Below are 16,844 nucleotides of genomic sequence, written 5' to 3' on the forward strand. Positions count from 1 at the left end.
GGGCGAGGCTGCGGCGCGAAGGGGGTCCATCCCACCGGCCCGTGGCCGTCCTCGCCATGTCGTTCGGCAGGCGGAAAAAGCCGCGGGAGCTTGCGGCTCCTGCGGCTCGAATGGCTTGCGCCCGCTCGCCGAGGGGGCGGTGCGGGCGCGGGTTCCCGTCAGTACACGTCGTGCTGCGTGTTGTAGACGTTGAACTTGCCGGTCGGCGTGATCAGCCTCGGATCCTTGAGCACGGTCTTGCAGGTGCGGGTCTTGTCGTCGACCACCACGATGGCCGACTGCTTGTCCTTGGCACTCCAGACCGAGAACCAGACCTCGTCGCCGGCCTTGTTGTACTCCGGCTGCACCACGCGCTTGGCGCCGTCGTCCTTCAGGTCGGCACAGGCGGCGATGTCGATGATCTGCGGCTCCTTGGACAGGTCGCGGATGTCGAACACGGCCACGCTCTGGCTCAGCTTCGGATCGGGGTTGAGCGTGGTGTCGACCCACAGGTTGTGGGACTTCGGGTGCGTCTTGATGAACAGCGATCCGCCACCCTGGCCCTTGAGCGACTGCACCACCTTCCAGGCGTTGGCCTTGTGGCCCTTCGGGTCGGTGCCGATCACGGCGATGCTCTCGTCACCCAGGCCCGAGGTGGCCCACACCGGGCCGTACTTCGGATGCTTGAAGTTGGCGCCGCGACCCGGGTGCGGGATCTTGCCCACGTCGATGATCGCTTCCAGCTTGCTCTTCTTGGTGTCGACCACCACGATCTGGTTGGACGAGTTGGCTGCCGTCAGGAAGTAGCGCCGCGTGCTGTCGAAACCACCGTCGTGCAGGAACTTGGAGGAGTCGATCTGCGTCGTCTTCAGGTTCTCGAGGTCCGTGTAGTCGACCATCCAGATCTTGCCGGTTTCCTTGGCGTTGACCAGGAACTCGGGCTTCTCGTGACTCGAGACGATGGCGGCCACGCGCGGCTCGGGGTGGTAGACGTTGTCGATGTCCTGGCCGCGCGTGCCGACGACCTTGCGCGGCTTGAGCGTGTCGCCATCCATCAGCACGAATTGCGGCGGCCAGTAGGTGCCGGCAATCGCGATCTTGTCTTCCCAGCCCTTGAACTTGCTGGTCTCGACCGAGCGCGCCTCGAGGCCGACCTTGATCTCGGCCACGTTGTCGGGCTTCTCCATCCACAGGTCGATCAGGTTCAGGCGGGCGTCGCGGCCGATCACGTACAGGTAGCGTCCCGAGGCCGACAGGCGCGAGATGTGCACCGCGTAGCCGGTCTTGATGATGTTGATGATTTCCTTGGTATCGCCGTCGATCAGCGCGATCGTGCCGTCGTCACGCAAGGTCACCGAGAAGATGTTGTCGATGTTGTACTTGTTCATCTTCTTGGTCGGACGCTTGGCGACCGGGATGTACTCCTGGCGCGTCTTCTCCATGTCCTCGAGCGAGAACTCGGGCGGCGTCGGCGGCGTGTGCTGCACGTAGCGCGCCATCAGGTCCACGGTGGCTTCGTCGAAGTCACCCGAGGTCAGCCAGTTCGGCATGCCGGCCGGGGAACCGTAGGCGATGAAGACCTTCAGGTACTCGGTGCCCTTCTCGAGCGTGATGTCGGGCGTCAGCGCCTTGCCCGTAGCGCCCTTGCGCAGCACGCCGTGGCAGCCCGCGCAGCGCTCGAAGTAGATCTGGCGCGCACGGTCGAATTCCTCCTGCGTCATGGCAGGCATCTTCGGATCGTCCGCTCGGTGCATTTCCTGGCCGGACATCGAATACGGGGCGCCGCGGAACTGTGCTTCGGGGCTCTTGACATCGGTGGTGGGGCCGCCGGGCTTGGCCGGTTCACCACCCGCCTGTTGCGCCGTCGCGGTGAAGGCCAGGGAGGCCAGGGCCAGCGCCACGAGGCTTGCCAGCTTGCGGGTTTTCATGAATTGGCTCCTTCAACTGCCGCAGCCCATGGACTTGACCCCGGTTCAGGATTTCCCGTCGGGGGCTGCGACGCCAGGGGCCGACGGGGGTTTTTCCCTATTGTTTCTGTGGTCAGCATGGTCTTTATTGATCCAAAGCAAATCGCGACGCTTCCGTGCCGTGAGGGTCTCTTTTTGTCCAATAATCGCGGCGCTCCCCTCACCTGGGCGTGCCTTTCTCATGGCGCGCCAGTCTTCTGCGATGATCCGTCCACGAATCTTCCCCGCTGCGGTGCCCGGTGCCGCAGTCTTGCCCACGCTTGGCCTGGCGTTGGCGCTCCTGCACGCCCCGATCGTCCAGGCACAAGCGAACGCCGGGGGCGCAGCCGATGGCAGCTTGCCGGAAGTGGTGGTCTCTGGCGCGGGCAATCACGAACTCGCCGACGAGTTGCCGATGTCGTTCGACGTCCTTGGTGCGGACGCCTGGACCGATCGTCAGGACGAGACCCTGGGGCAGGCGCTGCGCGACCTGCCCAATACCTCGGTACGCAGTACGCCGGCACGCCTCGCGGTGGGCGCGGCCTCGTCCGCCTTCGCGCGCGACGGCAACACCGACATCAACATCCGGGGCCTGGGCGGCAACCGCGTGCTGATGACGGTGGATGGGGTGCGCATGCCGCGCAGCTATGTCTCGCGCTCGGCCATCTTCGACCGCGAATACCTGTCGCTCGAGCTGTACAAGCGCATCGAGCTGATCCGCGGGCCGGCATCGGCGCTGTACGGCTCGGACGGCATGGCCGGGGTCGTCAATTTCGTCACCTGGGATCCCTGGGACTTCCTGCGCAGCGCCGACGGCGGCCCGGCCAGGACCGTCGGTGGCCGGGTTTCCACCGGCTGGAGCCAGGAGGACCGCGGCCGCAGCCTGGCCGCCACGGTGGCGGGTCGCGCCAGCGACAACGTGCAGTGGATGCTCACGGCGGCCGGGCGCGCCGCGCACGGCATCGAGACCCGCGGCACCAATGCGGAGCCGAATGCCAACCGTACCGTGCCCAACCCCGAGCGCGACCGCGACCAGGCGGTGCTGGGCAAGCTGGTGCTGTCGCCCAGCGCCACGCAGCGCCACGTCCTGAGCTTCGAGCACACGCGGCGCCGGTCCGACATCGACCTGCTGTCGAGCCGCGCGCCGGTTCCCACGCGACCCAACGACGTGCTGGACGAGCAGACCGCCTATACCGGCCAGCGCGATCGCCTGGCCTGGGATGGCCGCTTCGAGCCGAATGCCGGCTGGGCCGACAGCGTGCGAGCGCTGCTGGCGCTGCAGCATTCGGATTCGCACCGCATCGGCACCAGCGATCTGTTCGATGGCACCCACCGGGTGCGCGACAACCGCTACCGGGAGCGCGCCTGGCAGGCCGGGCTGCGCGCCGACAAGGTGTTGCGCACGGGCGCGGCGGCGCACCGCATCACCTACGGCGTGGACTACGTGCGCAACCGCATCACCAACCTGTACGACGGGGTCGCGCCGCTGCCGCCCGAGACCTTCCCGCTCAAGCGCTTTCCGGACACGCGCGAGACCTTCAGCGCGCTCTATCTGCAGGACGAATCGATCATCGGCGACTGGACCCTCACGCCGGGCCTGCGCTTCGATCATTTCGCCATCGACGTGACGAGCCAGGACGGCTACTACCCGCCAGCCAGCCAGCCGGGGCGCTCGCTTTCGGGTTCGGCGCTGTCGCCCAAGCTGGGCGTGCTGTACCGCGTCACGCCAGCCTGGAGCGTTTATGGCCAGTTCGCCACCGGCTTTCGCGCGCCCGAGGCGGGACAGCTGAACGACCATTTCGAGGCGCTGGCGCCGTCGCCGGTCGGCCCACCCATACACGTCGTGATCCAGCCCAACCCCGACCTCAAGCCCGAGAAGAGCCGCGGCTTCGAGCTGGGCGTGCGCGGCCGGCTCGAGCGTCTGAGCCTGGACGTCTCGGCCTTCAGCAACCGTTATCGCAACCTGATCGTCGACGCCGAGTTCGTCGAGCAGGTCGGCACCAATCGCCTGTTCCAGTCCGTCAACATCGGGCGCGCGCGCATCCACGGCTTCGAGCTCAAGGGCCGCTACGACTGGGGCCGGGTGGCCGGCGGCGAACTCGTCAGCACCTTCGCCTGGGGCATGGCGCGCGGCAGCAACCGCAGCAGTGGCAAGCCGCTGAACTCGATCGACCCGGCGCAGCTCAGTGTCGGCCTGCGCTACGACGCGGCGCGCTGGAGCGCGTATGCGGACGTGCGCCACCACCGGGCCAAGAAGCCGGGCGACATCGACAGCACCGCAATCATGAATGCGCGCGACGGCATCCAGTTCGCGCCGCCGTCGGCCACCACGCTCGACGTCGGCCTGCAATGGCGTCCCCGCAAGGACCTGCGCCTCAACCTGGGCGTGCGCAACCTGACGAATCGCAAGTACTGGCTGTGGCCCGGCGTCTACGGCGTGGCCGGCACCTCGACCATCCGCGATGCCTATACCCAGCCCGGCCGCAGCGCCTTCGTGTCGCTGGTGATGGACTTCTGAGGGCAGTTCGGGAGCCCTTGTGACAATCGCAAACCGTTCGGGCTGGCGCATCGGAGCCGCTTCTGGCACGATGCGGGGTGCGTGACTGACTGAAGGTGATTGCCGTGAACAACATTGCCCACGTCCTGGCCTCCAAGAAGCAAGCGCCCATGGCCTGGCTGCCGCCCACCGCCACGGTGCGCGAAGCCCTGCAGCTGATGGCCGACCGCGAGATCGGTGCCGTGCTGATCATGCAGGGCGAGGCCCTGCTGGGCATCTTCACCGAACGCGACTACGCGCGCAAGATCGTGCTCAAGGGCCTGTCCTCGATCGATGCCCTGCTGGCCGACGTCATGACGGCACGCCTCTACGTGGTCGGGCCGAACCAGCTGGTCGAGGAATGCATGGACATCATGACCAAGGCCCGCGTGCGTCATCTGCCCGTGGTCGAGGCTGGTGCCGTGATCGGCCTGGTGTCGATCGGCGACCTGGTCAAGACCCAGCTGGAGGAGCAGCGCTTCCACATCGAGCAGCTCGAGAGCTATATCGCGGGCAACCTCGCCTGATCGCGCCTGCCGGGCCCATCCGGCGTGACTGCCGGGCGGGGCGGGGCCCCACGCGATCCGGCAGGCCGGACCGATAATCGGGCCCCATGTCTCTCCTGGTTCTCGGCATCGAATCGTCCTGCGACGAAACCGGCGTGGCCCTGGTGCAGGCCGAGGCCGGCCAGGCGGTGCCGCGCCTGCTGGCGCAGGCCCTGCACACGCAGGTGGCGCTGCACGCCGACTATGGCGGCGTGGTGCCCGAACTGGCCAGCCGCGACCACATCCGACGCGTGCTGCCGCTCGCGCGCCAGGTGCTGGCCGAGGCCGGTCGCACGCTGGCCGAACTCGACCTGGTGGCGTACACGCGCGGGCCCGGGCTGGCCGGCGCGTTGCTGGTGGGCGCCGGCATCGCCTGCGCGCTGGCGGCGGCGCTGGAGCGTCCGGTGCTGGGCGTGCACCACCTGGAAGGTCACCTGCTGTCGCCCTTCCTGAGCGATGATCCGCCCGAATTTCCCTTTGTCGCGCTGCTGGTGAGCGGCGGCCACACCCAGCTCATGCGGGTGGACGGGGTGGGGCGCTACAGCCTGCTCGGCGAAACCATCGACGATGCCGCGGGCGAGGCCTTCGACAAGTCGGCCAAGCTGCTCGGCCTGGGCTATCCGGGTGGACCGGCGCTGGCGCGGCTGGCGGATTTCGGCGACGCCAGCGCCTACGCGCTGCCGCGCCCGCTGCTGCGCGCGGACAACCTCGATTTTTCCTTCGCCGGTCTGAAGACCGCCGTGCTGATGAAGGCGCGCGAGCTCGAGGGCCTGCCCTGCGAGCAGCCGCGCGCCGATCTCGCGGCCAGCACGCAGGCCGCCATCGTCGAGGTGCTGGTGAAGAAGTCGCTGCGGGCGCTGGACGCGACCGGCCTGGATCGTCTGGTGGTGGCGGGTGGCGTCGGGGCGAACCGGGAACTGCGCGCCCAACTGGACCAGGCCTGTGCCAGCCGCGGCGCGCGCGTGCACTACCCACAGCCCGAGTATTGCACCGACAACGGCGCCATGATCGCGCTGGCGGCCGCCATGCGCCTGCAGGCCGGCATTGCCCAGGCGAGCCGCGACTACGCCTTCGATGTGCGCCCGCGCTGGCCGCTCGAGCAGGCGTGAGCTGGGTGGCCGGCGCCCGCACGCCCCACCTGCGGTGCTGGCTTGGGCACGCCGCCGCGGCTGGCGTCCCGGTTCGGCGTAGCATCGCGAGTCTTTCCCGATGATGCCCTGGTCGATGTCGTTTCGTTTCCCGCTGCGTGCCGCCGGCGCCGCGCTGATGACGCTGGCCCTGCTGGGCTGCACTTCGCTCAACCGGACGCCGGTGACGCTGGTGGACTACCAGCCCGAGGCGTTCGACGCCACCACGCACGCGCGCCATTACCTGGGCTCGCCGGGGCGCACCTGCGAGGCCGCGCGCCGCGCCCTGCTGAGCCAGGGCTACGTGGTCACGGCGGCCACGGAGGACGGCGTGGTGGCGCGCAAGTACTTCCAGCCTGACGCCGAGCACCATGTGCAGCTCGAGTTCCGCGTGGTCTGCGCGCCCGAGGGGGCGCAGCCGGGCGCCAGCGTCGCCTTCATCAGCGGCCTGAAGGAGCAGTACATCGTGCGCAAGGTCAAGGAGTCGGCCTCGCTCGGCGTGGGCGGCATCGGTTCGCTCTCGCTGCCGGTCGAAGGCGGCATGGATTCGATGGTCAAGGTGGCCAGCGAAACCATCACCGAGGCCGGCGTCTATGATCGCCTGTTCACCCTGATGGCGGGCTTCTTCGACGCCATCGGGTCGCAGCCCAGGACGACCGTCCAGGCGACCTCCGAGTAGCTCGCGCGATCCAGGCCGCGGCCACGACCGTCACCCTGAAGGACGCTTCCCGATGCCATCCGTTTCTTCGCGCCGGGCGTGGCTTGCCGCCGCGCTGGCCGGCTTGTGCGGGCGCGTGACGCCGGCCGCTTCCGCGCCGCCAGCCGATGAGCCGGCTCCGATCCGGCTGGCCCTGGTCGAATCGCTCAGCGGCCCGTTCGCCAACACCGGCGAGGCAGTGGCGCGCAACCTGGCCTGGTCGGTCGAGCGCATCAACGCGCGCGGCGGCGTGCGCACCGCGCAGGGCCTGCGCCCGTTGATGCTGGAACGCTACGACAACAGCGGCCAGACCGAGGAGGCGCTGATCATGCTGCGCACCGCGATCGACCGGGGTTGTCGCATCGTGCTGCAGGGCAATTCCTCCGCCGTCGCCGCCATGCTGGTCGATGCCATCGAGAAGCACAACCAGCGCGACCCGGCGCGGCGCGTGGTGTTCCTCAACTACTCGGCGGTGGATCCGATCCTGACCAACGCGCGCTGCAGCTTCTGGCACTTCCGCTTTGACGCCCACGCCGACATGCGCATGGCGGCGCTGATGACGGTGCTGCGCGAGGATGCCCGGCTGCGCCGCATCTACCTGATCGGGCAGGACTACAGCTTCGGCCAGGCGGTGCTGCGCGAGGCGCGGCGCCAGCTCGGCCTGCAGCGGCCCGACGTCGCCATCGTCGGCGACGAGCTGCACCCGATCGGCAAGGTCAAGGACTTCCTGCCCTATGCGGTGAAGATCCGCGCCAGCGGCGCCGACGCCGTGCTGACCGGCAACTGGGGCAACGACCTCACCCTGCTGGTGCGCGCGGCGCGCGAAGTCGGCTTCGAGGGGCGCTTCTACACCTTCTACGGCAACGCGCTGGGCGCGCCGGCGGCGATCGGCGCGGCGGGCGTGGGCAAGGTGGTGGCCGTGGCCGACTGGCTGCCCAACGTCGCGACGCCGGAAAGCGAGGCCTTCTACGCCGCCTTTCGCGAGCGCTTTCCCGATCCGCGCGACGACTACGTGCACCTGCGCATGGCGCTCATGATGGAGGCGCTGGCCCAGGCCATCGAGCGCGCCGGCAGCGACGACGCGCTGGCGCTGGCGCGCGCGCTCGAGCACGCCGACGTCACCCTGGCGGGGCGGCGCGGCGTCATGCGCGCCGGCGACCACCAGTTCCAGCAGCCGCTGGTGGTCGGCATGATGGAGCGGCAGGGCACGCCCGGCGTGCCGCACGACGTCGAAGGCTCGGGCTACGGCTTTCGCGTGGTGCGCGAGATCAGCGCCGCGCAGGCCGAGCTGCCGTTCAACTGCCACATGGTGCGGCCGTGAAGTGAAACACCCCCGTTGCTCCACTCGCTGCGCGATGTTGCGCCTCCCCCCTCAAGGGGGCGCGGCCAGTGGCCAGGGAGACCCCGGCCACGGCTGCCGCTGGTGTGGCCTGCTCCGCGGCCATGGGAGCAGAGCCGTTTCATGCGCCCTGGGTGATGCGCAGCGCCATGAAAAAACCGACACGAACTGGCGTTCGAATGACGAAATGACCTGAATTCGTCATGCGCCACCAGGCGCGCCATCGAAGTGCAGCGAGGTCATTCTTCATGGCATGGCGCGCGCCGCCGCCTCGTCCCAGCCCTCGATCAGCAGCCGCACGCGCCGCGCGCCCTGCCATTCGTCGACCTCGAGCCGGAACGCCAGCAGGGCGCGCGCCGGCAGCGGCTCGGTGCGGCCGAACCAGATGCCGTCCACCGGCTCGCCCTGGTGGCGCAGCTTGAGCGCCAGGTGGCGCTCGCCCACCAGGCGCTGGCTGATGACCTCCAGCTCCTCGCTGAACACCGGCGGCGCGAAGCCCTGGCCCCAGACGCCGGCGCGCAGGGTTTCGGCGACGTCCGGGCGCCGGTAGGCGGCGGGCAGCGCGCCGTCGGTGGGCAGGCGCCGCGTCAGCGTGGCCTCGTCCAGCCATTCGGCGGCGATCTGCTGCAGCGCCTGCTCGAAGCGCTCGAACTGGTCCTCGGCAATCGTGCAGCCGGCCGCCATCGCATGGCCGCCAAAGCGCAGCAGCACGCCGGGCTGGCGCTTGCTCAGCAGGTCGAGCGCGTCGCGCAGGTGAAAGCCGGCGATCGAGCGGCCCGAGCCCTTGAGCTCGTGCGCCTTGCCCGGCGCGCCGCTGGGCGCGAACACGAAGGCCGGCCGGTGCCAGCGCTCCTTCAGGCGCGCCGCGACGATGCCGACCACGCCCTCGTGGAACTCGGGATCGAACACCGCCAGGGCGCAGGGCGGGTCGGCCTGCGGGTCCAGCACGCCTTCGGCGATCTGCATCGCCTGCTCGCGCATGCCGCCCTCGATCTCGCGGCGCTCGCGGTTGATGGCGTCGAGCTGGCGCGCCAGCTCCTGCGCGCGCCCCGCGTCGTCGGTCAGCAGCAGCTCGATGCCCAGCGTCATGTCGGCCAGCCGCCCGGCGGCGTTGATGCGCGGCCCCAGCGCGAAGCCGAAGTCGAAGGTGCTGGCGCGCCGTGCATCGCGGCCGGCGACCTCGAACAGCGCGGGCAGGCCGGCCGGCATCTGGCCAGCGCGGATGCGGCGCAGGCCCTGCGCCACCAGGCGGCGGTTGTTGGCGTCCAGCGGCACCACGTCGGCCACCGTGCCGAGCGCGACCAGCGGCAGCAGCGCATCCAGCTTGGGTTGCAGTACTTGGCTCCCACGCTGCGCGGCTTCGCCGGCGGCGCCCGGGTCGGCAAAGACGCCGCGCTCGCGCAGCTCGGCGCGCAAGGCCAGCAGCACGTAGAACATCGCGCCCACGCCGGCCAGCGCCTTGCTGCCGAAGCCGCAGCCCGGCTGGTTCGGGTTGACGATGACGTCGGCGGCCGGCAGCTCGGACCCCGGCAGGTGGTGATCCGTCACCAGCACCTGCAGGCCGAGCGCACGCGCGCGCGCCACGCCGTCGACGCTGGCGATGCCGTTGTCCACCGTGACCAGCAGGTCGGCGCCGCGCGCGGCCACGCGCTCGGCAATCGGCGGCGTCAGGCCGTAGCCGTCGACCACGCGATCGGGCACCAGGTAGTCGAGCCGGCGCGCGCCCAGCAGGCGCAGCCCGCGCAGCGCCACGGCGCAGGCGGTGGCGCCGTCGCAGTCGTAGTCGGCGACGATGCAGATGCGCCGGTCGGCGGCGACGGCATCGGCCAGCAGGCGGGCGGCCTCGGCCACGCCCTTCAGGCCGCCTGGGGGCAGGAGCTGGCCCAGGCCCTCGTCCAGCTCGCCGGGGTGGGTGACGCCACGCGCTGCGTAGAGCCGCGCCAGCAGCGGGTGCACGCCGGCCTGCTCGAGCGCCCAGGCGCTGCGCGGCGGCACGTCACGAACTTCGATCTTCATAATCCTTCGCGCAATTGTGCCAAGCGCTGCGGCTGGATTCGCGTGCCGATCCAGTGCCTCAGGCCGTGGCCGGTCGCCAGCGTGACGGCACGGCGCGGGCCGCACAGCGTGATGCGCACCTTTTCGCCCGCGCGCTGCCGGGTCGCCAGCGGCGCCATGGCCTCGGCATCCAGCGCGCGCCAGGCCGCGGCATGCGCCTCGGCGCTGGCCTGCGCTGGCGGCCGCGCGAGCCGGGTGTCGCCGTGCACGCCGGCGCGTGGTGCGTGCGTCTCGGCCAGCGCGCCGGCGCCGTCGATCCAGAGCGCATTGACGGTCCAGCGCCCGACCTGCTCGCGCGCCTCGTTCACCGGGTGGTTGTGGAGCAGCATCTGCAGTTCGCTTTGCAGGCGGCGCAACCGGGCGTGTTGCGCTGGGTCTGGCGTCCGCGCCAGCTGCCCGCGCGTGACCGGCTGCTGCAGCGCGCGGCGCAGCGACCAGCAGGTCAGTCCCCGCAGCAGCTCGCCCTGTGCCAGCCAGGCGTCGGGGCGCTCGCATTGCACGCGCACGCCAGCTTCGGCCAGCAGGGGCTGCAGGCCCGCGAGCAGGGCGCGTGCCTCGCTCTCGTCCAGCAGCAGCTCGTCCGGATCGGCCAGGGTCACGCTGTCCATGCCCATCTGCCAGTGGCAGGGCACGAGCCAGGCGCAGGGCGTGCCGACGGTGCCGGTCTCGAACGCGGCCCACGGCGTGTGGCCCGCCGCCCCCGGGAGGCCGTGGGCGCGTGCCAGCGCCAGCTCGAAGGGGGTTTCGGGGCTGTCGTCCTCGATCTCCAGCGTGTCGACGACGCGCATGCGCGCGAGCAGGGCGTCCAGCTCGGGCAATTCGGGCAGGGGCGGCTGGGTCGTGCCCGTGGGCAGGGCCAGGGCGGCGCCGTCGACCAGCAGGTGCGGCGGCGCGGAATCGGAGGCGGGCATGGCGCGATTGTCCGGGATGCCACAATGGCGGGCTTGTCTGCCTGCGCGATCCCACCGCCCACCTGATGTCTCTGGCCCGACGCCTGCCGTATGAATGGCTGCTTGGCTGGCGCTACACGCGCGCCGGCCGGGCCAGTCGGCGCAACGGCTTCATTTCCTTCATCTCGGCGGCGTCGATGCTCGGCATCGCCCTCGGGGTGGCGGCCCTGATCGTCGTGCTGTCGGTGATGAACGGCTTTCGCCAGGAGGTCACGGAGCGCATGCTGAGCGTGATTTCCGACGTCGAGGTGTTCTCGCCCGATGGCGAGGCCCTGGCCGATCCGGCGCGCACCCTGGCCGAGATCCGGCGCAACTCCGAGGTGGTGGGTGCGGCTCCCTACATCGGCGCCCAGGCGCTGCTGGCGCGCGGCGAAGCGATGCAGGGCGCGATGGTGCGTGGCATCGACCCGGCGCAGGAGCCGGCGGTGACCGAGGTCGTCGCCCAGATGCGGGATACGCTGTTGCCGCGGCTCGCGCCGGGCAGCTTTGGCGTGATCCTGGGCAGCGACCTGGCGCGCAAGCTGGGCGTGGGCGAAGGTGACGTGGTGACGCTGATCGCGCCCAGCGGCCAGGTCACGCCGGCGGGCGTGGTGCCGCGCCTCAAGCAGATGACGGTGCTGGGCACCTTCAGCAGCGGCCACTACGAGTACGACTCGGCGCTCGCCCTGCTTCACGTGGACGATGCAGCGCGCATCTTCCGGCTGGAGGGGCCGACTGGCATCCGCGTCAAGCTGCGCGACATGGACCGGGCGCGCGAAGTGGCCGACGAATTCGCGCAAACACTCAGTGGCCATCTGCTGATCCTCGACTGGACGCGCCAGAACCGGACCTGGTTTGCCGCCGTGCAACTCGAAAAGCGCATGATGTTCATCATCCTGACGCTGATCGTCGCGGTGGCGGCCTTCAACCTGGTCAGCACCCTGGTCATGACGGTGCAGGACAAGCGCGCCGACATCGCCATCCTGCGCACGCTTGGAGCGAGCCCGGCCAGCATCATGAAGGTGTTCGTGGTGCAGGGTGCGCTGGTGGGCGTGATCGGCACCCTGGCGGGGCTGGCGCTGGGCCTGGCGATCGCCTTCAACATCGATGTCATCGTGCCGGCGCTGGAGCGGCTGTTCCACGCCAGCTTCCTGCCCAAGGACGTCTACCTGATCAGCCAGATGCCGAGCGACCCGCAGGCCGGCGACATCGTGCCGATCGGCGTGATCTCGCTGCTGCTGTCGTTCGTGGCCACGATCTACCCCAGTTGGCGCGCCAGCCGCGTGAACCCGGCCGAGGCCTTGCGGTATGAATGAATCCCCCCTGAGGCGCTGCGCGCCATCCTCTCAGGGGGACAAGGCTGGGGGCCAGGAGGACCCTGGCCTCGGCCTTCTGGCGTCGCCCGCTTCGCGGCGATTCGGGGGGCCTGCTGCGCGGCCCGGATGGTCCGGGTTGGGGTGCCTGTCTGGTGCGCAAGCGTTGTCGTGTCGGACCGGGCCATCATGAACGCGGGCACTGTTTCTGCGCTGCCGGCCCGCGACGGCGCGGTGCTGGAGGCCGAAAACCTGGGCAAGCGCTTCCAGGAGGGGCCGCTCGACGTCACGGTGCTGCAGGGCATCGACCTGCGCGTGCAGCGGGGCGAGACGCTGGCCATCGTCGGCCAGTCGGGTTCGGGCAAGAGCACGCTGCTGCACCTGCTCGGCGGTCTGGATGCACCGACGACCGGGCGCGTGCGACTGATGGGGCAGGACTTCGCCAGCCTGTCACCCGCCGCCCAGGGCACGCTGCGCAACCGGCACCTGGGCTTCGTCTACCAGTTCCACCACCTGCTGCCCGAGTTCAGCGCGCTGGAGAATGTCGCGATGCCGCTGTGGATCCGACGCGGCTCGCGTGCGCAGGCGGCCGAGGTGGCCCGGTCCATGCTGGCCCAGGTGGGGCTGGCCGAGCGTGTGCACCACCGCCCGTCGGAACTCTCCGGCGGCGAGCGCCAGCGCGTCGCCATCGCGCGCGCCCTGGTCACGCAGCCGGCCTGCGTGCTGGCCGACGAACCCACCGGCAACCTGGACCGCGCCACCGCGGACGCGGTGTTCGCCCTGATGCTGGAACTCGCCGCGCAGCACGGCACGGCCTTCGTGGTAGTGACGCACGACGAGCAGCTCGCGGCGCGTTGCGCGCTGGCGCTGCGGCTCGAGCACGGCGTTCTGCTGTGACTCCGGGGCCTCTCGGAGCTCGGCAGCGCCGGCTGGGTGACCACCGCAGCGGCCCATGTTGCGCCGACCTTGTGCGCCCTGGGGCTTGCCGTGGGACTGGAATGCTGGCGGCCGGGCGCTGCATCGGACATCGGGGCGCAGGGCCAGCGCGCGGCGGGGGCGGCCCGCGAACCGCGTCATCCTGGGGGTGCCGGCAGGCGAGCGCGGTCGAAGGGATCGAGGTTCATGTCCACACGCGCTCTGCGGTGTTCACAAGCGGTCAACTGGCGGATTGAGGTGCAAGTCCCGGCCAGGTGCCCATGCTGCCGGCGCGAGCCTGCCCGGCTTCGCCTGTGGCGCGGAAAAACCGGGGCCGTGCCGGATCAGAACACCAGTGCACGCCAACTGCGGTCGATGGCACGCGCCATGAACTGCACGGCACCGCCGCGGCCGCTGCACTCGGGAATCAGGGCCGTGCCCGCGAGTCCTTGCGCCTGCAGCGCGTCGCTGCAGGCATAGAGGCGCGCACCCAGGGACACCGCTTCGCGCAGGTTGTCACCAATCGTCTTGGCCATGTCGGGGCTGGCGCGCAGGCGCTCGGCCACGCCCGGCACCAGCAGGTGCACGCTGGCTGCGCTGAAGTAGATCTCGACCGGCACGTCCATGGCGGCCGCAGCGGCGGCGTGGAAGAAGGGCGTGGCCAGGCGTTCGGGCTGCGCCGCGTCGACAGCCCAGAGCAGGATGGCGACGCCTTCGACGCCGTGCTCGACGAAGCTCATGGGGCGCGTTGCAGCGTGGTGGCGGGCACCAGCTCGAGCCGGCGCGCGCGCGCCTCCTCGGCGGTGGCCGCTTGCGCCGCGGCGCCCGTCAGCAGCGCCGGGCGGTCGAGCTCGAAGTCGTTGAGTTGCAGGCGTGCGATCCAGCCGGTACCGAAGGGGTCTCGGTGTACCAGCTGCGGCCGCTCTTCCAGCGCCGGGTTGCCCTCGATCACGGTGCCGCTGACAGGGGTCTTGACCGGCACGATCGCCTTGGCCAGCTCCACCACGGCCACCGTCTCGCCCTGCGCCAGCGCCGTGCCCGGGCGCTTGGGCCGGCACATGTAGATCTCGCCGGAGAGCTGGATGCCGAGTTGCGTGATGCCCACGGTGGCCGTGCCGTCGCCTTCGAGCCGGGCCCAGACCTGGTGTTCCGGCAGGTAGTGCAACTCTGGCGGGCAGGCGGGTGGAACGGCGCGGTCGCTCATGGCCGGATGGTGACGTGGCGGAAGGAAATGGGAGTCGAACCCACCCGGCGACGCTTGGCGCCACCCACCGGGTTTGAAGCCCGGCCGACCCACCGGGATCGTGTTCCTTCCTGAAGTCTGGTCTGCCCCCGTCGCGCGCAGCGCCTTTCGCCCGCCGCGAGGATACCGTCGTTGGCCGGCGCAGGTCCGGTCACGGGGTTTACCGAACTGGCCTGCGGCGCGGCTCGCGGACGCGCGCGACGGACGGCGACGTTGCGTCGGCGGAGCAGCATGGCAGGGGGCAGGTTCATGTCTCGTACAACTGCGTGTCGGCGCGCAGCAGGTGGGCGTCGCCCACGCGGCGCGTCAGTCCGACACGGTCGAAGTATTCCAGAATCTGGATCGCCCGCTTGCGACCCAGGTTGGTGGCGTCGCGCAGCTCGGCCGCGCGCACCGCGCCACCCTGCTGCCCCGCGATCTCGCGCGTGAGCGCCGCCAGTCGCGCGACGACATCGGGCGCGAAGAACAGATCCTTGACGATCTGGTGCAACTCGCCGCGACGCGCCAGCCGCGCCAGGGTGGTGCGCACCAGCGGCTCGGATTCGCCACTGTCGCGCGCCAGGTCGCGCGCCCAGGCGCCCTGGAAGCCGGCCGCGGCCAGCAGCGGCGCGGTCTTCTGGGCGATGCGCAATTCGGTGGCCGAGAGCTGCACGGCATGCTGTGGCAGGTGCACCACGGGGCCGTGCAACACCACGGTGCCATCGCCGGCCAACCGCGCCAGCAGCAGCTGCCAGGCCTGCGGCGCCAGGCGCGGCGCGGCCAGGCGCCGCAGGCGCGCGGCGTCCGGTCCCAGCTCGTCGGGTTGTTGTGCGTGAAAGTGCGCCAGCGCTTCCAGCACCTGCTGCTGCAACGCCGCGACCTGCGCCGCGCCGATGGCCCATGTCCCGGGACTGGCGAGCGCCGGCGCGGGCAGGATGTCAGCGGGCAGGGCGTGCAGGCCTTGCGCCTGCGCGAAGCGCTGCAGGTCGACGCCTTGTGGCGCGACGTCGAGCAGGGCGGCGAGCCGCTCCGCGGGCACTGCTGCCTCCAGTGCCGCCAGCTCGCGCAGGCGCTGCGGCGTGCGACGGTAACGCGTCGGGCCGAACGGGTCGAGCACCACGCCGCCGGCCAGCGTACGGCTGGCGGCGGCATCGCGCAGCAGCACGCGGTCGCCGTGCCAGGCGCCGATCGGCGCCTGCGGCACGAGCTGCACCAGGGCACTGGCGCCGGGGGCCAGTTGGTCGCAGTCCAGCAGCGCCAGCGTGGCGTTGACGTGGGTGGCGCCCAGGTGCAGCTGCACGTGCGCGCCCGAGACCAGTGAGCGGCTTTCGCCCGGCCACAGGGCCAGGCGTGCGTCGAGGCGGCTGGTCGCGAAGGCCAGCGCGGGATCGGCGAGCCACTGGCCGCGACCCGCTTCATCACGCGCCAGGCCCACCAGCGCCACGGCGCAGCGCTGGCCGGCGTAAGCCTCCTCCACGGCCTGGTTCTGGGCATGCAGGCTGCGCACGCGCGCTCGTCGCACGGCGCCGCGCGCGGCCGGGGTCAGGGCCAGCTCATCGCCCACCCGCACGCGTCCTGCGTGGATGGTGCCAGTGACCACGGTGCCGGCGCCCGGCAGGCTGAAGGCGCGGTCGATCGCGAGCCGGAACCCCCGCGCGTCGACGTGCTCGACGATCGCTTGTTGCCAGCGTTCGGCCTGCTCGAACAGGTGACCCCGCAAGACGTCGATGCCGGCCCCGGTAGCTGCCGAGACGGCAAGCAATGGCGCGTCCGCCAGCGGCGTGTCGGCCAGCAGGGCGCGCATCTCGGCTTCGACCTCGGCGATGCGATCGGGCGTCGCGCGGTCGGTCTTGGTGATCACGATCGCGCCGCTGCGGATGCCCAGCAGCGACAGCACCGCGAGGTGCTCGCGCGTCTGCGGCATCGGCCCGTCGTCGGCTGCCACCAGCAGCAGTGCGTGGTCGATGCCGCTCGCGCCCGCCACCATGGTGTGCACCAGGCGCTCGTGGCCGGGCACGTCGACGATGCCGATGCGCACGCCGTCCGGACCAACCAGGAAGGCGTAGCCCAGGTCGATGCTGATGCCGCGCTTCTTCTCCTCTGGCAGACGGTCGGTGTCGACGCCGGTGAGGGCGCGCACCAGGGTGGTCTTGCCGTGGTCGATGTGGCCGGCGGTACCGACGATCATGGCGCGACTCCGGCAAGCTCAGAAAGAGTGAATGAACCCGGCGTGGCCGAGAG

At 70.7% G+C, this 16,844-nt stretch carries 14 protein-coding genes and 1 tRNA gene; 7 read left to right on the plus strand and 8 right to left on the minus strand.

The window, feature by feature from the left end:
* Positions 1–158: 158 nt before the first annotated feature.
* Positions 159–1,907 carry a cytochrome D1 domain-containing protein gene (locus PKA16_RS03515; protein ID WP_324400452.1) on the minus strand — a complete coding sequence of 583 codons (1,749 nt, stop codon included), beginning with the start codon at positions 1,905–1,907 and terminating at the stop codon, positions 159–161.
* 289 nt (positions 1,908–2,196) lie between these two features.
* Between PKA16_RS03515 and PKA16_RS03520 the strand changes: the two genes are divergently transcribed.
* The 5 genes from PKA16_RS03520 to PKA16_RS03540 all read left to right on the plus strand — a co-directional run bounded on the left by PKA16_RS03520 (position 2,197) and on the right by PKA16_RS03540 (position 8,151).
* Positions 2,197–4,443 carry a TonB-dependent hemoglobin/transferrin/lactoferrin family receptor gene (locus PKA16_RS03520; protein ID WP_324400453.1) on the plus strand — a complete coding sequence of 749 codons (2,247 nt, stop codon included), beginning with the start codon at positions 2,197–2,199 and terminating at the stop codon, positions 4,441–4,443.
* 104 nt (positions 4,444–4,547) lie between these two features.
* Entirely contained in the window at positions 4,548–4,988 is a 441-nt protein-coding gene (locus PKA16_RS03525; RefSeq protein WP_324400455.1) for a CBS domain-containing protein, read from the plus strand.
* An 86-nt stretch (positions 4,989–5,074) separates the two neighbouring features.
* Positions 5,075–6,115, plus strand: a complete 1,041-nt coding sequence (tsaD, locus tag PKA16_RS03530) for a tRNA (adenosine(37)-N6)-threonylcarbamoyltransferase complex transferase subunit TsaD (RefSeq protein WP_324400456.1) — start codon at positions 5,075–5,077, stop codon at positions 6,113–6,115.
* A 115-nt stretch (positions 6,116–6,230) separates the two neighbouring features.
* Positions 6,231–6,812: a DUF2242 domain-containing protein gene (locus PKA16_RS03535; protein ID WP_324400458.1), complete on the plus strand. Its 582-nt coding sequence runs from the start codon at positions 6,231–6,233 to the stop codon at positions 6,810–6,812.
* A 52-nt stretch (positions 6,813–6,864) separates the two neighbouring features.
* Positions 6,865–8,151 carry a branched-chain amino acid ABC transporter substrate-binding protein gene (locus PKA16_RS03540; RefSeq protein WP_324400460.1) on the plus strand — a complete coding sequence of 429 codons (1,287 nt, stop codon included), beginning with the start codon at positions 6,865–6,867 and terminating at the stop codon, positions 8,149–8,151.
* Between the two features lie 139 nt (positions 8,152–8,290).
* On the opposite strand, the gene PKA16_RS03545 is transcribed toward PKA16_RS03540, so the two are convergent.
* From PKA16_RS03545 to PKA16_RS03555, 3 genes are read right to left on the minus strand one after another with little or no spacing between them, the layout of a single operon-like run.
* The gene (locus tag PKA16_RS03545; protein WP_324400462.1) at positions 8,291–8,419 is read right to left on the minus strand and encodes a hypothetical protein; all 129 of its coding nucleotides are present in this window, start codon (positions 8,417–8,419) and stop codon (positions 8,291–8,293) included.
* Positions 8,416–10,185, minus strand: a complete 1,770-nt coding sequence (recJ, locus tag PKA16_RS03550; RefSeq protein WP_324400464.1) for a single-stranded-DNA-specific exonuclease RecJ — start codon at positions 10,183–10,185, stop codon at positions 8,416–8,418. The genes PKA16_RS03545 and recJ overlap by 4 nt, the downstream gene beginning before the upstream one ends.
* Positions 10,182–11,135, minus strand: coding sequence for a phosphoglycerate mutase (locus tag PKA16_RS03555; RefSeq protein WP_324400466.1), 954 nt, complete (start codon positions 11,133–11,135; stop codon positions 10,182–10,184). Before PKA16_RS03555 ends, recJ begins: the two co-directional genes overlap by 4 nt.
* Positions 11,136–11,200: 65 nt before the next feature.
* Here PKA16_RS03555 and PKA16_RS03560 point away from each other — a divergent pair, with 65 nt between their 5' ends.
* Both PKA16_RS03560 and lolD read left to right on the plus strand, forming a co-directional pair.
* Positions 11,201–12,469 carry a lipoprotein-releasing ABC transporter permease subunit gene (locus PKA16_RS03560; RefSeq protein ID WP_324400468.1) on the plus strand — a complete coding sequence of 423 codons (1,269 nt, stop codon included), beginning with the start codon at positions 11,201–11,203 and terminating at the stop codon, positions 12,467–12,469.
* 186 nt (positions 12,470–12,655) lie between these two features.
* Positions 12,656–13,363 (plus strand): lipoprotein-releasing ABC transporter ATP-binding protein LolD, encoded by a 708-nt coding sequence (gene lolD, locus PKA16_RS03565; RefSeq protein ID WP_324400470.1) that lies wholly within the window; start codon positions 12,656–12,658, stop codon positions 13,361–13,363.
* 362 nt (positions 13,364–13,725) lie between these two features.
* Here lolD and PKA16_RS03570 read toward each other — a convergent pair whose 3' ends face one another.
* The 4 genes from PKA16_RS03570 to selB form a co-directional block, all read right to left on the minus strand.
* Complete coding sequence (locus tag PKA16_RS03570; RefSeq protein ID WP_324400472.1) at positions 13,726–14,121, minus strand: DsrE family protein; 396 nt, start codon at positions 14,119–14,121, stop codon at positions 13,726–13,728.
* Complete coding sequence (locus PKA16_RS03575) at positions 14,118–14,585, minus strand: glycine cleavage system protein H (protein ID WP_324400473.1); 468 nt, start codon at positions 14,583–14,585, stop codon at positions 14,118–14,120. Before PKA16_RS03575 ends, PKA16_RS03570 begins: the two co-directional genes overlap by 4 nt.
* A 15-nt stretch (positions 14,586–14,600) precedes the next feature.
* Positions 14,601–14,696 (minus strand) — tRNA-Sec (locus PKA16_RS03580).
* A 175-nt stretch (positions 14,697–14,871) separates the two neighbouring features.
* Positions 14,872–16,791: a selenocysteine-specific translation elongation factor gene (gene selB, locus PKA16_RS03585; RefSeq protein ID WP_324400475.1), complete on the minus strand. Its 1,920-nt coding sequence runs from the start codon at positions 16,789–16,791 to the stop codon at positions 14,872–14,874.
* Positions 16,792–16,844: the final 53 nt, after the last annotated feature.

It is taken from the genome of Ottowia sp. (assembly GCF_035325765.1).
GTDB lineage: Bacteria > Pseudomonadota > Gammaproteobacteria > Burkholderiales > Burkholderiaceae_C > Ottowia.

Coding starts and splice junctions, on each gene's coding strand:
- PKA16_RS03515 (WP_324400452.1), bottom strand. CDS start 1,907: ATGAAAACCCGCAAGCTGGCAAGCCTCGTGGCGCTGGCCCTGGCCTCC.
- tsaD (WP_324400456.1), top strand. CDS start 5,075: ATGTCTCTCCTGGTTCTCGGCATCGAATCGTCCTGCGACGAAACCGGC.
- PKA16_RS03535 (WP_324400458.1), top strand. CDS start 6,231: ATGTCGTTTCGTTTCCCGCTGCGTGCCGCCGGCGCCGCGCTGATGACG.
- PKA16_RS03540 (WP_324400460.1), top strand. CDS start 6,865: ATGCCATCCGTTTCTTCGCGCCGGGCGTGGCTTGCCGCCGCGCTGGCC.
- PKA16_RS03545 (WP_324400462.1), bottom strand. CDS start 8,419: ATGAAGAATGACCTCGCTGCACTTCGATGGCGCGCCTGGTGGCGCATG.
- recJ (WP_324400464.1), bottom strand. CDS start 10,185: ATGAAGATCGAAGTTCGTGACGTGCCGCCGCGCAGCGCCTGGGCGCTC.
- PKA16_RS03555 (WP_324400466.1), bottom strand. CDS start 11,135: ATGCCCGCCTCCGATTCCGCGCCGCCGCACCTGCTGGTCGACGGCGCC.
- PKA16_RS03560 (WP_324400468.1), top strand. CDS start 11,201: ATGTCTCTGGCCCGACGCCTGCCGTATGAATGGCTGCTTGGCTGGCGC.
- lolD (WP_324400470.1), top strand. CDS start 12,656: ATGAACGCGGGCACTGTTTCTGCGCTGCCGGCCCGCGACGGCGCGGTG.
- PKA16_RS03570 (WP_324400472.1), bottom strand. CDS start 14,121: ATGAGCTTCGTCGAGCACGGCGTCGAAGGCGTCGCCATCCTGCTCTGG.
- PKA16_RS03575 (WP_324400473.1), bottom strand. CDS start 14,585: ATGAGCGACCGCGCCGTTCCACCCGCCTGCCCGCCAGAGTTGCACTAC.
- selB (WP_324400475.1), bottom strand. CDS start 16,791: ATGATCGTCGGTACCGCCGGCCACATCGACCACGGCAAGACCACCCTG.